We start from the raw sequence: 17,594 nt of genomic DNA, 5'->3' as shown, positions 1-17,594 counted from the left end.
CTTGCCCCCCATGCTGCCTGAATGCCAGCTCTTCGGTACCGTCGGGTGCCACTTGTGCGAAGTGGCCGAAGCCGTGCTGATGCCCTTTGTTGAACACGGCTTGCTGATCGAGTTGGTCGATATCGCCGATGACCAGGCGTTGTTCGAACGGTACGGTTTGATCATTCCGGTGTTGCGGCGCAGCGACACTTCGGCAGAGCTGCCTTGGCCCTTCGATGCCGAACAGGTAGTGGCTTTTCTCCACCCATGACGGGCAGGGGGAATCTTTGCCCTCGTGCATGGCCTCAGGCCAGAAATGATGATGCCGCACCGTTGAATGGTCATCGGTACTTTTGCATTGTCATCGAGAGCCTCGTCATGCTGATCACGCCACATTTCGCCCTGGAAGAACTGATTACTTCGCAAATTGCCGCGAGAGCGGGGCTGGACAATACCCCTACGCCTGAAGTCCTGGGTAATCTGCGCCTGCTTTGCCAGGTGCTTGAGCAGGTCCGGGGAATTTTCGGGCGCCCCGTCATCGTCAGCAGCGGATACCGCAGCGAGGCGGTCAATATGCGCGTCGGCGGGGCGCCAGGCAGCCAGCACGTTAAAGGCCTGGCTGCGGATTTCACGGTGCTGGGCATCGACAGCCGGGAAGTGGTCAGGCAGGTCAGCCAGACTGACTTGGCGTTCGACCAGTTGATTCTGGAGTTCGACAGCTGGGTTCACCTGTCGGTATCGGCGGCCGTGCCGCGCCGTCAGGTGCTGACCATTCGCAAGGGTACGGGCTACCTCCCAGGCTTGCAGTAGCGTTGCAACCGATTGACGCAGCGGTGCCACTCTTCGTATGCTGTATATAAATACAGTATCGAGGTGGATCATGCTCAATGTCGAGCAACTCAAGTACAGCGTCAACCGCATGCCGGTGGAACGGGTGTGCGACGCCGTGCTGGAATTGCGCCTCGAAGGCCTGGTCACCGATGACCGCACGCCCTTCGCAAAGGTGCATTTCAATACCTGCTTTGCAGAAATCGAAGCCTTGTTCCAGCGTGCCGGTTACCATCGCGGGCTGGATGTGGTGGGTTACCAGGGCCTGGTCTATGCGCTCTATGACCCCGGGCGTTGGGAGCCGGTGCAGGTATTGCGCTGGTTGAAGGCCCACAGCGAGGGGATGGTCGAGGCTGGTTGAGGCGCCGGGCTTGGGGGATAATGTGCGGCTTTGATTGCCCGAGCCCTGCCATGATCACGCCTTTCGACCCCGCCCACCAGCAAGCCAGCACGGTCTGCCTGCCACCCGGCAACTGGGCCACGGTACTCGATTGCCTGTGCGACCATTTCAAGGCGATCGAGCGTGCGCAGTGGCTTGACCGCTTCGCTCGGGGGCGGGTGCTCGATGCCCAAGGCAGGGCAATTGCCGCCGACTTGCCCTACCGTCGCGGCATGCGCGTTCACTATTTCCGTGAGGTGCCCAACGAGCGACCGATTCCGGTGCAGGAGACCATCCTGCATGTCGATGAACACCTGGTGGTGGCCGACAAACCGCACTTTCTGCCGGTGACGCCCACCGGGGAATACGTCGAGCAGACCCTTTTGCGGCGCCTGATCCGACGCCTGGACAACCCGCATCTGGTGCCCCTGCACCGCATCGATCGGCACACTGCCGGGTTGGTGCTGTTTTCCGCCAATCCACAGACGCGTAGCGCGTATCAACGGTTGTTCCCGGAGCGGCGGATCGACAAGCACTATCAGGCCATCGCTGCCGCCTTGCCGCAGCATGCATTCCCCTTGGTGCACAAGAGTCGGCTGGTGCATGGCGAGCCGTTCTTTCGCATGCAGGAAGTACCAGGGGAGGCCAATAGCGAGACCTTCGCCGATGTGCTGGAGACCAATGGTGAGTGGTGGCGCTACGGCCTGTCGCCGATAACGGGCAAGACGCATCAGCTGCGTGTGCACATGGCGGCGTTGGGGGCGGGGATCTGCAACGACCCGTTCTATCCCGAATTGCTCGATGAAGAGGACGACTATCAGCGGCCGTTGAAGCTGCTGGCGCAGCGCTTGCGGTTTGCCGACCCGTTGACCGGTGAGGAGCGCTGCTTCGAAAGCCGGCTGACGCTGGACTGGTAGCTCTCGCGGCCATTTTTGTGGGAGCGGGCTTGTCCCGCGAAGCAGTCGGCGCGTTGCATGGCACCGGCTTTGCCGGTGTTCGCGGGACAAGCCCGCTCCCACAGGTTGCCCCCACAGTAGCCGCGCAGGCCGGAACTAGCGGTTGAAGCGCTCGACCAACGAGTACTGGCTGCCGGCAGTGGTGGTCAGCTCTTCGCTGAGCAGCGCCGAATGCTGCGCCTGCTCGGCTGTCTGGTCGGCCAGTTCGGCGATGGTGCTGATGTTGCGGCTGATCTCGTCGGCCACTGCCGTCTGCTCTTCGGTAGCGGCGGCGATCTGGGTTGCCATGTCAGTGATATTGGCCACGGCTTCGCTGATGCCGACCAGTGCCTGGTCGGCCTGCATGACGCGATCAACGCCTTCCTGGGCCTGGCGGTGGCCGGTTTCCATGGTCAGTACGGCGTTGTTGGCGGTCTGTTGCAGCTTGGCGATCAGGCCGTGGATCTGCCCGGTCGATTCGGCGGTGCGTTGGGCCAGCTGGCGTACCTCGTCGGCGACCACGGCGAAACCGCGGCCCATCTCGCCGGCACGGGCCGCTTCGATTGCAGCGTTGAGCGCCAGCAGGTTGGTCTGGTCGGCGATGCCCTTGATCACATCGACCACGCCACCGATCTCGTCGCTGTCCTTGGCCAGCTGGGTCACGGTCTGGCCGGTTTCGCCGACGGCGGTCGACAGGCGTTCGATGGCATCGCGGGTTTCCCCGGCGATCTGCCGACCTTGGCTGGTCAGACGGTTGGCTTCTTGGGTGGCGTCTGCGGTGCGTTGCACGTGGTTGGCCACTTCCTGCGTGGTGGCAGCCATCTGGTTGACGGCGGCGGCGACCTGTTCGGTCTCCACGCGCTGGCGCTCCAGGCCCGAGGAGCTCTTGTGGGCCAAGGCGTCGGACTGGCGCGCCTGGTCGCTGAGGTGCTCGGCGCTGTCCTGCAGGCGGGTCAGGCAGGTCTTCATGCGCGCGTCCTGGCTGAGCATGGCCATCTCCAGGCGTGCCTGTACCCCACGGCTGTCGGTATACATCTGAGCGATCAGCGGGTCGGAGGTGGTCTGTTCGGCCAGGCGCAGCAGGCGCTTCAGGCCACGCTGTTGCCAGCTCAGGCCGAGCAGGCCGAGCGGTACCGACAGGCCGGCGGCCAATGCGAAGCCCCACGAGTGACCGAGCCAGTTGCCAATCAGGAAACCGACCTGGCTGACCAGGATGAACGGCAGCCAGTCCTGCAGCACCGGCAGCCAGCGATCGCGGCGCGGGATGGCAGACTTGCCGTCGTTGATGCGCTGGTACAGGGCTTCGGCACGGCGGATTTGCTCGGCGCTAGGCTTGACCCGCACCGACTCGAAGCCAACGACCTGGTTGTTCTCGAAAATCGGCGTGACGTAGGCGTTTACCCAGTAGTGATCGCCGGACTTGCAACGGTTCTTGACGATGCCCATCCACGGCAAGCCTTGCTTGAGGGTTTGCCACATGTGGGCAAACACCGCCGTCGGCACGTCCGGGTGGCGCACCAGGTTGTGGGGTGCGCCATTCAGCTCCTCGCGGGTGAAACCGCTGATCTCGACGAATGCATCGTTGCAGTAGGTGATCACACCCTTGGCATTGGTGGTAGAGATCAACCGTTGTTGGGCAGGGAAGGTCCGTTCCCTTTGGGTAATCGGCTGGTTGTTACGCATGAGCTGAATAGTCCGTAAGGCTTTCGACAGATATCGGCAAGCCATTGGTTTTGTTGAATGGATATTTAATTTACTTGATCTGGGGCAATTGGCTGCACGCGCGGGTGCGCTAGGCGGTCGGTGGTGTTCGCCGCAGTTGCCGGTTTTTGTGACCATTTGGTGACAATTTGCCGACATGATGACTGACCGGCCATCAAAGTGCTACTGCCCGGTGGGGAACGTTGTTTTTGCAGCGTAGAACGAGCGCCGCACGGGCGGCGCTCTTCTCACAGGCGCTGCATTTCCCTGAGACGATCAGCTGCGAATCATCTGCCGCAGCACATAGTGCAGGATCCCGCCTGACTTGAAGTATTCCACTTCGTTGAGCGTGTCGATCCGGCACAGCACTTCGATTTGCTGCTGTTGCCCATCCTCACGGGTAATGCGCAGGGGCAGGCTCATGCCTGGTCTGATCTGTGCGCCGTCCAGCCCCAGCAGGTCGATCTGTTCCTTGCCCGTCAGCGCCAATTGCTTGCGATCCTGCCCGGCCTTGAACTGCAGTGGCAGCACGCCCATGCCCACCAGGTTGGAGCGATGGATGCGTTCGAAGCTTTCCGCCAGCACCGCCTTGACCCCCAGCAGGTTGGTGCCCTTGGCGGCCCAGTCACGGCTGGAGCCAGTGCCATATTCCTGGCCGGCGATGACCACCAGCGGCGTCCCCTCGGCCTGATAACGCATGGCGGCGTCATAGATCGAGAGCTTCTCACCGCTGGGCACATGCACGGTGTTGCCACCTTCCTCGCCAGCCAGCATCTCGTTGCGGATGCGGATATTGGCGAAGGTGCCGCGCATCATCACTTCGTGGTTGCCGCGCCGTGAGCCGTAGGAATTGAAGTCCCGAGGCTCCACCCCCTTGCTGCGCAGATAACGCCCGGCGGGGCTGTCGGCCTTGATGTTGCCGGCCGGGGAGATGTGGTCGGTGGTCACCGAGTCGCCGAGCAGGGCGAGGATGCGTGCACCGTGGATGTCCTTGATCTCGGGCAGCGGCCCGCCAATATCGTTGAAGAACGGTGGGTGCTGGATGTAGGTAGAACTGTCCTGCCAGACGTAAGTCGCCGCCTGCGGTACATCAATGGCCTGCCATTGCGCATCGCCGGCGAAGACTTCGGCGTATTCCTTGTGGAACATGGCCGTGTCGACCTTGGCCACGGCGTCGGCGATTTCCTGCTGGCTGGGCCAGATATCGCGCAGGTAGACGGGCTTGCCGTCGTTGCCCGTCCCCAGCGCATCCTGGGTAAGGTCGACGCGCACGCTGCCGGCCAGGGCGTAGGCCACCACCAGCGGAGGCGAGGCCAGCCAGTTGGTCTTGACCAGCGGGTGCACGCGGCCTTCGAAGTTGCGGTTGCCCGAGAGGACCGAAGCGACCGTGAGGTCGGCGCTGGCGATGGCTTTTTCGATGGCTTCGTCCAATGGCCCTGAGTTGCCGATGCAAGTGGTGCAGCCGTAGCCGACCAGGTCGAAGCCAAGCTGGTCGAGGTAAGGGGTGAGCCCCGCCGCCTGGTAATAATCGGTCACCACTTTGGAGCCAGGGGCCAGTGAACTCTTGACCCATGGCTTGCGTTGCAGGCCTTTTTCCAAGGCCTTTTTCGCCACCAGGCCGGCCGCCATCATCACGCTGGGGTTGGACGTGTTGGTGCACGAAGTAATCGCGGCGATGACCACGGCGCCGTCACGCAGGGTGTAGGTCTGGCCTTTATGGCTGTAGGCGATTTCGCCGGCCTGATCGGCGTTGCCGACCGCCACACCGCCACCTCCTTCACTCTCCAGGCGCCCAACCTCTTTGGCCAGCGGTTTGGGTTGCAGCTCGATGAAGTGGTCGAAGGCCTGGTTTACTTGCCCCAGGGCAACCCGGTCCTGTGGCCGCTTGGGCCCGGCCAGGCTGGCCTCGACGTCATGCATGTCCAGGGCCAGCGTGTCGCTGAACAGCGGTTCCTGCCCCGCCAGGCGCCACAGGCCCTGGGCCTTGCAATACTGTTCGACCAGCTGCACCGTCTCGCTTGGGCGACCGGAGAGACGCAAGTAGTCCAGTGTCACCTCATCGACCGGGAAGAAGCCGCAGGTAGCGCCATACTCAGGTGCCATGTTGGCGATGGTCGCACGGTCGGCCAACGGCAGGTCGGCCAGGCCGTCGCCGTAGAACTCGACGAACTTGCCCACGACGCCTTTCTTGCGCAGCATCTGCGTCACGGTCAGCACCAGGTCGGTGGCGGTGATGCCTTCGCGCAGCTTGCCGGTGAGCTTGAAGCCGATCACTTCCGGGATCAGCATCGACACCGGCTGGCCGAGCATGGCCGCTTCCGCCTCGATGCCACCGACGCCCCAGCCAAGTACGCCAAGGCCGTTGATCATGGTGGTGTGCGAGTCGGTGCCAACCAGCGTGTCGGGGAAGGCATAGGTGCGGCCATCGTCGTCGCGGGTCCATACCGTGCGCCCGAGGTATTCCAGGTTGACCTGGTGGCAAATGCCAGTACCCGGCGGTACCACACGGAAATTGTCGAATGCACTTTGGCCCCAGCGCAGGAAGGCATAACGCTCGCCGTTGCGCTGCATTTCGATGTCGACGTTCTGGGTGAAGGCCTGTGGCGTGGCATAGCGGTCGACCATCACCGAGTGGTCGATGACCAAGTCCACCGGCGACAGCGGGTTGATCCGCTGAGGATCACCGCCGGCCTTGGCCATGGCGGCGCGCATGGCGGCCAGGTCGACGACTGCTGGCACGCCCGTGAAGTCCTGCATCAGCACCCGCGCCGGGCGGTACTGGATTTCGCGGTCGGAGCGGCGGTTCAGCAGCCAGCCGGCGAGGGCGCGCAGGTCTTCGGTGCCGACGGTCTTGCCGTCTTCCCAGCGCAGCAGGTTTTCCAGCAGCACCTTGAGCGACATGGGCAGGCGCTGCAGGTCGCCCAGCTGCCGGCCGGCTTCGGCAAGGCTGTAATAATGGTAGGTGCGGTCAGCCACCTGGAGGGTCTTGAGGGTGTTCAGGCTATCGAGCGAGGGCATTGCCAACTCCTTGTGCGGCGGGGCCCGGCACGGCTGGATGGCCGGTGCCACCGCGCTGTTTCGGCCCGCACGGCACGGGCCTGGCTGAAGGGTCAGGTTAGCTCTGTTTGCTGCCCCTGACTCTTTTCTGGACCGGCGGGGCATGTCGCAGGTTCCGATCTTCCTTTATCATCGCCGCCCTGCCGGCGCCCGTGGTGCGTCAGCCGTAGTGGAGTGAGAGATGAATACCCTGTTCATGCATTGCCGGCCCGGTTTCGAGGGTGAGGTCTGCGCCGAGATCAGCGAACACGCCGCCCGGCTGGGTGTGGCCGGTTATGCCAAGGGCAAACCGCAGAGCGCTTGTGCCGAGTTCGTCTGCGCCGAGGCCGAAGGTGCCGAACGCCTGATGGCACAGCTGCGCTTTACGCAACTGATCTTCCCGCGCCAGTGGGCGCGAGGCACCTATATCGAACTGCCGGAGACCGATCGCATCAGCGTGCTGTTGACACATCTGGCCGAACAGCCGGTTTTCGGTAGCCTGTGGCTGGAAGTGCTGGACAGTAACGAAGGCAAGGAACTGTCGACCTTTTGCCGTAAGTTCGAAGTACCGCTGCGCAAGGCCCTGGAAAAAGCAGGTCGCCTGGCGGACAACGCCGGGCTGCCGCGTCTGCTGCTGACCTTCATCAGCGGCCGGCGGGTGTTCGTCGGCGTGGCCGAGGCGAACAACAGCGCGTTATGGCCGATGGGCATCCCGCGGCTGAAGTTTCCGCGTGAGGCGCCGAGCCGTTCGACCCTCAAGCTGGAAGAGGCGTGGCACCAGTTCATTCCGCGTGAGCAGTGGGATGAGCGCCTTGGTGACGACATGAAGGGTGTCGACCTGGGCGCTTCGCCGGGCGGCTGGACTTACCAATTGGTGCGTCGCGGCATGCTGGTCACGGCCATCGACAATGGGCCGATGGCTGAAAGCCTGATGGAGACCGGGCTGGTAGAGCACTTGATGGCGGACGGTTTCACCTGGCAGCCAAAGCATCCGGTGGACTGGATGGTCTGCGACATCGTCGAGAAGCCGGCGCGGACCACCTCGCTGATCGAGACTTGGCTGGGGGAGGGGTTGTGCCGTGAGGCGGTGGTCAACCTGAAGTTGCCGATGAAGCAGCGTTATGCCGAGGTGCGTCGGTTGCTGGACCGTATGGAGGCGACGTTCAAGGCGCGCAAGATCAGGGTATCGATTGCCTGCAAGCAGCTGTATCACGACCGTGAGGAAGTGACTTGCCACCTGCGTAGGTTGGATCTGAAACCGCGTTGAGGTGTCAGGTGCATGCCTTGAGTGGTGCAGTGCCTCGGAGATCGAGCGCCGCCCGCGCGGCGCATCGCGGATAAATCCGCTCCTACATTTGTTGCAACGTGCCGAACCTGACAGGCCATGGTTGCCCGCCTTGGTACATGCCTCAGGACATGCGAGGCGGCATCAATGCCCGCCTCAATATCCCGTGATGCCAACAAGGCTGACAACCATGGCCTCACAGACATGGCCACGTTGCAACAAATGTAGGAGCGGATTTATCCGCGATGCGCCGCGCGGGCGGCGCTCGATCTCAACGCCCACGCACCACTCAAGGCATGCACCAGCGCCCACCTCTTGGTCAGCCCATCCAGATGCGCCACAATAGCGATCATTTGCGGAGCCCCCCATGACTGATTTCACCCCCGATGCCATTCTCGACGCGACCGGCCTGAACTGCCCGGAGCCGGTGATGATGCTGCACCAGCACGTACGCAACCTGGCTGCCGGCGGCCTGCTGAAGGTCATCGCCACCGACCCGTCGACCCGCCGCGACATCCCCAAGTTCTGCAACTTCCTCGGCCACGAATTGCTCGGGCAGCAGGAAGAAGCCGGCACCTACCTGTACTGGATCCGCAAGAAAGCCGACTGAACCGCGCTGGAACACGCCTCGCGTAGCGCCTACACTGCGCTCCCCAGACAGGAGAGCGCCATGCTGATAGTTGCCGACGAGAATATCCCGCTGCTCGATGCCTTTTTCGCAGGTTTCGGCGAGATCCGCCGTTACCCCGGCCGCAGCCTCGACGCCGCCAGCGTCAAGGACGCCGATGTGCTGCTGGTGCGCTCGGTGACCAAGGTCGACCGGCAGCTGCTCGAAGGCAGCAAGGTGCGCTTCGTTGGCACCTGCACCATCGGTACCGACCACCTGGACCTCGACTACTTCGCCGAAGCCGGTATCCACTGGAGCAGCGCGCCGGGCTGCAATGCCCGTGGGGTGGTCGACTACGTCCTCGGCAGCCTGCTGACCCTGGCCGACCTGGACGGCGCGGTACTGGCGCAACGCACCTATGGGGTGGTCGGCGCCGGCGAAGTCGGTGGCCGCCTGGTGCGCGTGTTGCATGGCCTGGGCTGGAAGGTACTGGTCTGTGACCCGTTGCGCCAGGCCACCGAGGGCGGCGACTTCGTCAGCCTCGCGACGATCCTTGAGCAGTGCGACGTGATCAGCCTGCACACCCCGTTGCAGCGCGGCGGTGAATATCCAACCTGGCACCTGCTCGGTGCAGCGCAGCTGGCGCAGCTGCGCCCCGGTGCGTGGTTGATCAACGCCAGCCGCGGGCCTGTGGTGGACAATGCAGCGCTGCGCGAGCTGCTGCTGGATCGCGAAGACGTGCACGCAGTGCTCGATGTCTGGGAAGGCGAGCCGCAGGTCGACCTGCAACTGGCAGACCTGTGCACCCTGGCCACGCCACATATTGCCGGTTATAGCCTGGATGGCCGCCAGCGTGGCACGGCGCAGATCTATCAGGCCCTGTGCCGTCACCTGGGCGAGGCGGAAAAGGTCCAGCTGGCCGACCTGCTGCCACCTGCGCCGTTGGCGCAAATCGAGCTGGACGGCACTGCAGAGCCTGCCTGGGCCCTGGCGACGCTGTGCCGGGCGGTATATGACCCGCGACGTGACGATGCCGACTTCCGTCGCAGCTTGAGTGACGATGTGGCCGAGCAACGGGCGGCGTTCGACCAGCTGCGCAAGCAGTATCCACCGCGCCGGGAGATCGAAGGGCTGGCGGTGCGCGTGCGGGGCGAAGCGCCGCAGCTGGCGCAGGTGGTCAATGCCCTGGGTGGCGTGCTGGCCTGAGCACGGCCAACCCATAAAAAACCCGGCATCAAGCCGGGTTTCAAAAAGTCCGCGCTTCAGCCGTGGTGACGTTTCTTCACGCGGCTTTCTTCCAGGGCCTTGCAGGCCTGCTGGATCATCTGCTCGGTGATCTCGATCTCGCGGCCCTGGGCGTCGATGATCGAACCACAGGCCTTGGGTTGTGGCTTGTTCTGCGGTTTCACGGTGTCGCTGCCATGTTGCAAGCTCATTGAATATCTCCTCATCAGGTTCAGGCCCAGGTTAAACCTGCGCCGTGACTGGCCTGTTACAAAAGTTATCGTGTGCACCAAGGCCTGCACAGTCCAGCAGAAAGCGCAGCAAAGCTCCAGAGGCCTGTTAGAACGATGGGCTATAGGCACTGCATGCGTGGATGAGTGGTAGTCTTCCTATTCCTGCTTTCGTGGTTCCTGTCATGCCCGATTCGGCTTCCTTTCGCCAACGCCGTGCCCTGCGCATGGCTTGGCAGTTCATGCGTCCCTACCGTGGCCAGGCGCTGTTGGCCCTGCTGGCGCTCATCGTCACCGCCGGCATCACCCTGTCCATGGGCCAGGGTATCCGCCTGCTGGTCGACCAGGGTTTCATGACCCGTTCAGCACACCAGTTGAACCAGACCATCGGCCTGTTCCTGGTGCTGGTGCTGGCTTTGGCGGCAGGTACGTTCAGCCGCTTCTATCTGGTGTCGTGGATCGGCGAGCGCTGCGTTGCCGACATCCGCCGCGCGGTCTTCGACCATCTGGTGGGTTTGCATCCGGGCTTTTTCGAAGACAACCGCAGCGCTGAAATCCAGTCGCGGCTGACTGCCGACACGACCTTGTTGCAGTCGGTCATCGGCTCGTCGCTGTCGATGTTCCTGCGCAATGCGCTGATGGTGATCGGTGGCGTGGTCCTGCTGTTCATCACCAACCCCAAGCTCACCAGCATCGTGGTGGTGGCACTGCCGCTGGTGCTGGCACCGATCCTGTTGTTTGGCCGGCGGGTGCGCAGCCTGTCGCGGCAGAGCCAGGACCGGGTGGCCGATGTAGGCAGCTATGTGGCAGAGACCCTGGGGCAGATCAAGACCGTGCAGGCATACAACCACCAGGCACGCGACCGAGAACTGTTTGCCGGTACGGTGGAGGCTGCGTTTGCCGTGGCCCGGCAACGTATTGCCCAACGTGCCTGGCTGATCACGCTGGTGATCGTGCTGGTGTTGGGGGCGGTAGGCGTGATGCTGTGGGTAGGCGGCATGGATGTGATCGCCGGGCGCATTTCCGCAGGCGAGTTGGCGGCGTTCGTGTTCTATAGCCTGATTGTCGGCAGTGCCGTTGGTACGCTCAGTGAAGTGATCGGCGAGCTGCAGCGCGCCGCAGGGGCTGCCGAGCGCATCGCCGAGCTGCTGGCGGCGAGCAGCACGATCCTGGCCCCAGAAGTTCCCGTAACGCTGGCACAGCAGCGTGCCAATGGACGCATCGAACTGCAGCACGTGAGCTTTGCCTATCCCTCGCGACCCTCGGTTGCGGCCATCGACCGGCTCAGCCTGACCATCGAACCCGGCCAGACCGTGGCGCTGGTGGGGCCGTCGGGGGCGGGCAAGTCGACCTTGTTCGACCTGCTTTTGCGCTTCTACGACCCACAACAGGGGCGCATCGTCCTCGATGGCCAACCCATCACGGCGCTGGCCCCGGACGACCTGCGCCGCCAGTTCGCCCTGGTGGCGCAGAACCCGTCGCTGTTCCGCGGCACGGTCGAGGCCAACATCCGCTACGGCCGGCCCGAGGCGACACTGGCCGAGGTCGAGGCGGCGGCCCATGGCGCCCATGCCGACGAGTTCATCCGGCAACTGCCGCAGGGTTACCAGACGCTGCTGGGCGAGGGCGGCGTTGGCCTTTCCGGTGGCCAGAAGCAACGCCTGGCAATTGCCCGGGCGCTGCTGGTGGATGCGCCGATCCTGCTGCTCGACGAAGCCACCAGCGCCCTCGATGCGCAAAGCGAACACTTGATCCAGCAAGCCCTGCCGAGCCTGATGGCCGGGCGTACCACGCTGGTCATCGCGCATCGCCTGGCCACGGTGCAGCACGCCGACCGCATCGCGGTGATCGACAAGGGTCGCGTGGTCGCGGTCGGCACCCACCGGCAGCTGATCGAGCAAAGCCCGTTGTACGCTCGCCTGGCCGAGTTGCAGTTCACCACGGGCTAGGTGTCGTGTAGCTGTAACATTTCTGTAGCAATTGCCTGAGAGTATGGATCGCAACTGTTGCGTAAGTGCTCGACCTGGCTGCTATCGATTGATGGCAGCTTTTTTTTGGCCTGCGAACGAGGACAAGGATGTCTGTCGCGGCGCTGCAACGGCGCGCCGTTTCCTTATTCCTTGTTCCCGAGATCCGCGATGTTGCGTAAATCACTCCGAGTGCAAATTCTTACCCTGCTGGGCAGCAGCCTGGCGGCGATGCTGCTGATCGCCCTGGTGTGCTTCCAGTTCCTGTCCTCCAGCGTGCGTGGCTATGGCGAACTGGTGGACGGGCCGCTGCGGGCTTCGCAATTGATCGATGAAGCCAACCTGCAGTTCAAGATCCAGGTGCAGGAATGGAAAAACGTACTGCTGCGCGGCCGCCAGCCTGCCGAGCTGGACAAGTACTGGCAGCAGTTCCAGGCCCGTGAGCAGCAGGTTCAGCAATTGCTCGGGCAACTGATCGACAGCAGCGAGGATAAGCTGAAGGCACCGCTGCAGCAGTTGCGTGATAGCCATCGCCAGCTCGGCCAGGCCTACGCACAAGGGCGTCAGGCCTTCCTGGCCGCCGGTGGCGACCCAGTAGCCGGTGACCAGGCGGTGAAGGGGGTCGACCGGGCGGCCAGTGAGCAGATGAGCGCGCTGGTCGAGCAGTTGCGCGCCGAGGCCCGTGACCGCGCTGCCAAGATCAATGCCAGTGCCGAACGCACCGTGTGGCTGGGCGTGTTGGTAATGCTGGGGTCGGCATTACTGGTCGGCCTGCTCAGCCTGTGGTTGCTGAACCGCAGCCTGATCGAGCCGATCCGCCAACTGATCGAATACGTGGCGCAACTCAGCCAGGGCCACTTCGCCGCCCGCGTTGACAGCCGTCGCGAAGACGAACTGGGCCGCTTGGCGCGTGCTGCCAATACCCTGCGCGACTTCCTGGCCGACACCGTTGGCCGCCTCAAGGACAATGCCCAGGAGCTGGAGGGCGCCAGTGGCCAGCTGCGTAACATTGCCGGTGACATGGCCCGTGGCACCCACGACCAGTTCCAACGCACCGATCAGGTAGCCACCGCCATGCACGAGATGTCTGCCACCGCCCAGGAAGTGGCCCGCCACGCCGCGGATGCTGCTCGTGCCGCTGACGAGGCCGACCACAGCGCCCAGGCGGGCGAGCAGGTGATGCAGCAGACCATCGACACCATTGGTGTGGTCAATCGTGAGATCGCCGGAACCGCCGCCGTCATCCGCAATCTGGAGAACGACAGCTCACGCATCGGCAAAGTGCTGGAGGTGATCCGTGGCATCGCCGAACAGACCAACTTGCTGGCGCTCAATGCCGCCATCGAGGCGGCCCGTGCGGGTGAGGCCGGGCGTGGCTTTGCCGTGGTCGCCGACGAGGTGCGCAGCCTGGCCCAGCGTACTGCGGCGTCGATCGCCGAAATTCATCAGATTATCGAAGCCGTGCAGTCGGGTGCGGTCGAGGCAGTAAAGGCCATCGAAAGCGGCCAGCAACGCAGCGAGGAGGGCGCCGAGCAGGTGCAGCAGGCCGGGCAGATGCTGCAGCGCATCACCATGGCGGTGGAGGCGATCCGCGACATGAACCGGCAGATCGCCACGGCGGCCGAGGAGCAGACCAGCGTGGCCGAGGATATTTCGCGCAACCTGATCGAAATCACCCGGATTGCCACGGCCAACCAAGAGGCCGTGCAGCATACCGAACAGGCGGGGCAACGCCTGCATGGTTTGTCGGGGCAGCTGGGTGAAGTTACTTCGCGTCTGACCGCCTGATGGTTGCCGGGGGCGAACAACGCGCAACAAAAAGCCCGCGCGAGGCGGGCTATTTGTTGCGGATCTGGTCGGAGAGACAGGATTCGAACCTGCGGCCTTCTCGTCCCGAACGAGACGCGCTACCTGGCTGCGCTACACTCCGATGAACAAAATCCTACTGCATAGCATTTTGGCGTGCAAGCCCTTGTAGTTCAAAGGGCTTATGCCAAAAACGGCACGTGGATCAGAGTTCCTTGACGGTACGGATCTGGTCCTTGTTCAGGCGCGTGCGCTTGCCGTCGAGCTGTTCGAATTCGTAGAAACCGGAGTCCTCGTCAAAGGAGGGGGTATCCACTGCCTGGATTTCACGGCCGTCGTTCAGGGTGATCACGGTCGGCGACGCACAGCCGGCGAGGGCGCCAAGGCCCAGGGCGAGCAAGAAGGCGGGAAGGGTCCGTTGAATCATCGTGTTTCTCCAGTGCGATGGTGCAAGATGACTTTATGACGCAGGGCGTCCACGCAAGTTCCTTTTACATTCCAGCATAGCGACAAGCCAGGGTTATTGACCTGTGCCTGCTTGCACGGCCGCCTGTGATATAACTGCGCGCATCATTTTCCCCTGCGACGGACACACATGAAAGCCAAGGCAGATACCCCCTTCGTGGCGCTGAACATTGCCGTGCTGACGGTCAGCGACACCCGCACGTTCGAAACCGACACCTCCGGGCAAACCTTCGTCGAGCGCCTTACCGCCGCGGGCCACAACCTGGCCGCGCGCGTGCTGCTCAAGGATGACCTGTACAAGATCCGCGCCCAGGTCGCCACCTGGATCGCCGACGACAGCGTGCAGGTGGTGCTGATTACCGGTGGTACCGGCTTTACCGGCCGTGACAGTACACCGGAGGCTGTCACCTGCCTGCTGGACAAGCAGGTTGAAGGTTTTGGCGAGCTGTTCCGGCAGATTTCCGTGGCCGATATCGGCACCTCCACCATTCAGTCGCGGGCCCTGGCCGGCCTGGCCAATGGCACCCTGGTGTGCTGCCTGCCGGGTTCGACCAATGCCGTACGCACCGGTTGGGACGGCATCCTCGCCGAGCAGCTGGATGCCCGCCATCGTCCGTGCAATTTCGTCGCCCACCTGAAACAGGCAGCGGCCTGTGACAGCCGTGGCTGATGCACCCGCTGCCCGGCCACTGATGCCGGTGGAGCAAGCCCTGGAGCGCCTGCTGGCGCTGGCCGAGGCTGCGCCAATCACGCAAACCGAACGCGTCCCGCTGGCCGAAGCCGAAGGCCGCGTGCTGGCCACCGAGCTGGTGGCCACGCTTGACCTGCCACCGTGGCCGAACAGTGCCATGGACGGTTACGCCTTGCGCCTGGCCGACCTGCAGGGCGAGCCTTTGCCGGTCAGCCAGCGAATCTTCGCCGGGCACGCGCCTGAACCTTTGCAGCCCGGCACATGCGCACGGATCTTCACCGGTGCGCCGATGCCGGCGGGTGCCGACTGCGTCGAAATGCAGGAAAACACCGAGGTGCTGGAAGACGGCCGGGTGCGCTTCCTCGAAGCGCTGACGCTTGACCAGAACGTTCGCCCGCAGGGCCAGGAAACCCGCAAGGGCGAGCAGGTGATGGTCGCCGGTACACGGCTCGGGCCGATAGAACTGGGCCTGGCGGCGACCCTGGGCCATGCTGAGCTGCAGGTGGTGCGACGGGTGCGGGTGGCGGTGCTGTCCACTGGCGACGAGCTGGTCGAGCCTGGCCTGCCGCTGGGCCCAGGGCAGATCTACAACAGCAACCGGCGTCTGCTGGTCAGCTGGCTGCAGCGGCTGGGCTGCGAAGTGCGCGACATGGGCATTGTCCCCGACAACCTGGAACGTACCCGCGAGTGCCTGGGTGCCTTGGGCGATGTCGACCTGATCCTCTCCACTGGCGGGGTTTCTGTGGGCGAGGCCGACTACCTCGGTGCCGCACTGCGCGAAGCGGGGGAACTGGCGTTGTGGAAGCTGGCGATCAAGCCTGGCAAGCCGCTGACATTCGGCCATTACCGCGGTGTGCCGGTGCTCGGCCTGCCCGGCAACCCGGCGTCGACCCTGGTCACCTTCGGCCTGTTGACGCGGCCCTACCTGCTGCGCCGCCAGGGTGTGGCTGATGTCACGCCGCTGCGCTTCGAGGTACCGGCCGGGTTCGAATGGACCAAGGCCGGCACGCGCCGCGAATACTTGCGTGCGCGCATCGACCAAGGCCAGGTGCGCATCTACAAGAACCAGAGCTCCGGTGTGCTGCGCAGTGCGGCCTGGGCAGAGGGGTTGGTGGAGGTGCGTGAAGGCAGCACGCCGAAGCCTGGCGATAACGTGCCGTTCATCCCGCTGAGCGAACTACTCGGTTGAGCGACCCAGCCAGGCGCCAGCACCTTGAGTGGCGTCGGCCGTCGCTGCCTGGGTAAGGCGCATGTGCACCGTTTCCAGTTGCTGGGCGGCCACGCTCCAGTCGTGGCGATTGCGCGCGAACTGTCGGCCGGCCTCGCTCAATTGGCACATGCGCCATGGCTGGTTGAGCAATTGCGTAACCAGCAGCGCCAATTGGTCGCCGTCGTCACTGCCCAGGTAATGCTCGCCGTTGTTGGCGACCAGCCCTGAGACGCCTTTGCCTGTGCTGATCACCGGCAGCCCGGCGGCCATGGCTTCGAGGATCTTCACCTTGGAGCCCCCGGCATAGCGCAAGGGGGCGAAGAACAGCGCGGAGCGGCGTTGCAATTCGCGCAGGTCCGGGCGATAGCCGACCCATTCGATACGTGGATCGTTCCAGCGCAGTTTCCAGCTTGCTGGCAGGGCATGCCCGGCGATGGCCAGGCGTACCGCCGGATTGCTCAGCCACACTTGGGGCAGGATTTCTTCCAGGGCCCATTCGATCGCCTCCACGTTGGCGGCGTACTCGAAGTTGCCAACGAACAGCAGGCGCTGGCTGTGCAGGGCCGGGTGGACGTTCTGGTAATAGTCGCAATCGACGCCGTTGACCACCACCTTTACCGGGCGGCCGCTGACCTGGCTGATCAACTCGGCATCATGCGGGCTCACGGCCACCACCTCGGTGGGTTGGCGCAGCACGCGCTGCTCCCAGCGCCGGTAGCGCCAACGGTCGAAGGCATTGAGCGGGCGCAGCCACAGCGGCAGGCGGTCGTGGCAGGCGGCGCCGGTGACTGATTCCAGGTTGTGCTCGCAGAGCATGTAGGGCAGCTCGCGGGCCTGCAGTGCTTTTTCGAAAGGCTGGAAACTGTAGCTGTGCTCGATCTGGATAACGTCCCAGGGTTCGTCCAGCAGCTGCTCGAACTGGCGCCGCAAGCCAGGCGACAGGCCATTGATGATGGCCCGCATCGGGTAGTCGATGATCGGCGAGGCGAGCAGGTTCAGCGGGCTGTGCAAGGGACGCCGGGGCAGCACGATCAGGCGCTCGAGCAAGGGTTCCAGGGCTTCGCGGGCGGCATCGCACAAAGGGATTTTCGACTGCACCAGCAAGGTGATCCGGTGGCCTTGCTGCGCCAGGGCGCGCAGCAGGTGATATTGCCGGGTCTTGCTGCCACTGGTGGTAGGCCACGGCAGGTAGGGCAGAGTCCAGAGAATGCGCATGAAGCGGAAACCTCGCTGAAGGCTGCGGACAAAAAA

General features: G+C 63.8%; 16 protein-coding genes, 1 tRNA gene and 1 pseudogene. 12 read left to right on the top strand and 6 right to left on the bottom strand.

Translation table 11 applies throughout. The annotated features are described in order from the left end of the window. Positions 1-10: 10 nt before the first annotated feature. The 4 genes from ACQKPS_RS12835 (at position 11) to ACQKPS_RS12820 (ending at position 2,103) form a co-directional block, all read left to right on the top strand. Entirely contained in the window at positions 11-250 is a 240-nt protein-coding gene (locus tag ACQKPS_RS12835; protein ID WP_254480828.1) for a glutaredoxin family protein, read from the top strand. Positions 251-357: 107 nt separating this feature from the next. Continuing rightward, positions 358-789 (top strand): D-Ala-D-Ala carboxypeptidase family metallohydrolase, encoded by a 432-nt coding sequence (locus tag ACQKPS_RS12830; RefSeq protein WP_254480827.1) that lies wholly within the window; start codon positions 358-360, stop codon positions 787-789. 70 nt (positions 790-859) lie between these two features. Then, entirely contained in the window at positions 860-1,168 is a 309-nt protein-coding gene (locus ACQKPS_RS12825) for a transcriptional regulator (RefSeq protein ID WP_254480826.1), read from the top strand. Positions 1,169-1,218: 50 nt separating this feature from the next. Next, entirely contained in the window at positions 1,219-2,103 is an 885-nt protein-coding gene (locus ACQKPS_RS12820) for a pseudouridine synthase (protein ID WP_313203108.1), read from the top strand. Positions 2,104-2,238: 135 nt separating this feature from the next. Here the strand turns inward: ACQKPS_RS12820 and ACQKPS_RS12815 are convergent, their stop codons facing one another. Next, entirely contained in the window at positions 2,239-3,804 is a 1,566-nt protein-coding gene (locus ACQKPS_RS12815; protein ID WP_254480824.1) for a methyl-accepting chemotaxis protein, read from the bottom strand. 294 nt (positions 3,805-4,098) lie between these two features. Next, positions 4,099-6,840, bottom strand: coding sequence for an aconitate hydratase AcnA (acnA, locus tag ACQKPS_RS12810; protein ID WP_427604336.1), 2,742 nt, complete (start codon positions 6,838-6,840; stop codon positions 4,099-4,101). A 220-nt stretch (positions 6,841-7,060) separates the two neighbouring features. Between acnA and rlmM the strand changes: the two genes are divergently transcribed. From rlmM to pdxB, 3 genes are all read left to right on the top strand, one after another. Further along, a complete protein-coding gene (rlmM, locus tag ACQKPS_RS12805) occupies positions 7,061-8,125 on the top strand; it encodes a 23S rRNA (cytidine(2498)-2'-O)-methyltransferase RlmM (protein WP_427604334.1) in 1,065 nt (354 codons plus the stop codon). Positions 8,126-8,510: 385 nt separating this feature from the next. Then, the gene (gene tusA, locus ACQKPS_RS12800; RefSeq protein ID WP_054883466.1) at positions 8,511-8,753 is read left to right on the top strand and encodes a sulfurtransferase TusA; all 243 of its coding nucleotides are present in this window, start codon (positions 8,511-8,513) and stop codon (positions 8,751-8,753) included. Between the two features lie 60 nt (positions 8,754-8,813). Further along, positions 8,814-9,956 carry a 4-phosphoerythronate dehydrogenase PdxB gene (gene pdxB, locus ACQKPS_RS12795; protein ID WP_427604332.1) on the top strand — a complete coding sequence of 381 codons (1,143 nt, stop codon included), beginning with the start codon at positions 8,814-8,816 and terminating at the stop codon, positions 9,954-9,956. 56 nt (positions 9,957-10,012) lie between these two features. Here pdxB and ACQKPS_RS12790 read toward each other — a convergent pair whose 3' ends face one another. Beyond that, entirely contained in the window at positions 10,013-10,186 is a 174-nt protein-coding gene (locus ACQKPS_RS12790) for a PA1571 family protein (RefSeq protein ID WP_254480820.1), read from the bottom strand. Positions 10,187-10,389: 203 nt separating this feature from the next. On the opposite strand from ACQKPS_RS12790, the gene ACQKPS_RS12785 reads away from it, so the two are divergent. The 3 genes and pseudogenes from ACQKPS_RS12785 (at position 10,390) to ACQKPS_RS12775 (ending at position 13,959) form a co-directional block, all read left to right on the top strand. After that, positions 10,390-12,153, top strand: coding sequence for an ABC transporter transmembrane domain-containing protein (locus ACQKPS_RS12785; protein WP_427604330.1), 1,764 nt, complete (start codon positions 10,390-10,392; stop codon positions 12,151-12,153). Between the two features lie 189 nt (positions 12,154-12,342). After that, positions 12,343-13,026, top strand: a pseudogene (locus ACQKPS_RS12780) (methyl-accepting chemotaxis protein); the annotation flags it as partial. Positions 13,027-13,191: 165 nt separating this feature from the next. Then, positions 13,192-13,959, top strand: coding sequence for a methyl-accepting chemotaxis protein (locus ACQKPS_RS12775; protein ID WP_409520109.1), 768 nt, complete (start codon positions 13,192-13,194; stop codon positions 13,957-13,959). A 65-nt stretch (positions 13,960-14,024) separates the two neighbouring features. Here ACQKPS_RS12775 and ACQKPS_RS12770 read toward each other — a convergent pair. Together ACQKPS_RS12770 and ACQKPS_RS12765 are read right to left on the bottom strand one after the other, a co-directional pair. Then, positions 14,025-14,101: transfer RNA gene (locus tag ACQKPS_RS12770), tRNA-Pro, on the bottom strand. 81 nt (positions 14,102-14,182) lie between these two features. Beyond that, entirely contained in the window at positions 14,183-14,404 is a 222-nt protein-coding gene (locus ACQKPS_RS12765) for a YgdI/YgdR family lipoprotein (RefSeq protein ID WP_027596642.1), read from the bottom strand. A gap of 168 nt (positions 14,405-14,572) precedes the next feature. On the opposite strand from ACQKPS_RS12765, the gene moaB reads away from it, so the two are divergent. Continuing rightward, the gene (gene moaB / locus ACQKPS_RS12760; RefSeq protein ID WP_054883470.1) at positions 14,573-15,112 is read left to right on the top strand and encodes a molybdenum cofactor biosynthesis protein B; all 540 of its coding nucleotides are present in this window, start codon (positions 14,573-14,575) and stop codon (positions 15,110-15,112) included. Beyond that, positions 15,096-16,322, top strand: a complete 1,227-nt coding sequence (locus tag ACQKPS_RS12755; RefSeq protein WP_283724097.1) for a molybdopterin molybdotransferase MoeA — start codon at positions 15,096-15,098, stop codon at positions 16,320-16,322. The genes moaB and ACQKPS_RS12755 overlap by 17 nt, the downstream gene beginning before the upstream one ends. Here ACQKPS_RS12755 and ACQKPS_RS12750 read toward each other — a convergent pair. Next, positions 16,311-17,558, bottom strand: coding sequence for a glycosyltransferase family 4 protein (locus ACQKPS_RS12750; RefSeq protein ID WP_427604327.1), 1,248 nt, complete (start codon positions 17,556-17,558; stop codon positions 16,311-16,313). The two genes, ACQKPS_RS12755 and ACQKPS_RS12750, sit on opposite strands and share 12 nt — an antisense overlap. Positions 17,559-17,594 lie beyond the last annotated feature (36 nt).

It is taken from the genome of Pseudomonas sp. NPDC086566, from assembly GCF_050280885.1.
Classification (GTDB): Bacteria; Pseudomonadota; Gammaproteobacteria; order Pseudomonadales; family Pseudomonadaceae; genus Aquipseudomonas; species Aquipseudomonas vlassakiae.
The sequence above is the reverse complement of the archived record's forward strand: the minus strand, read 5'-3'. Positions and strand labels throughout refer to the sequence as shown.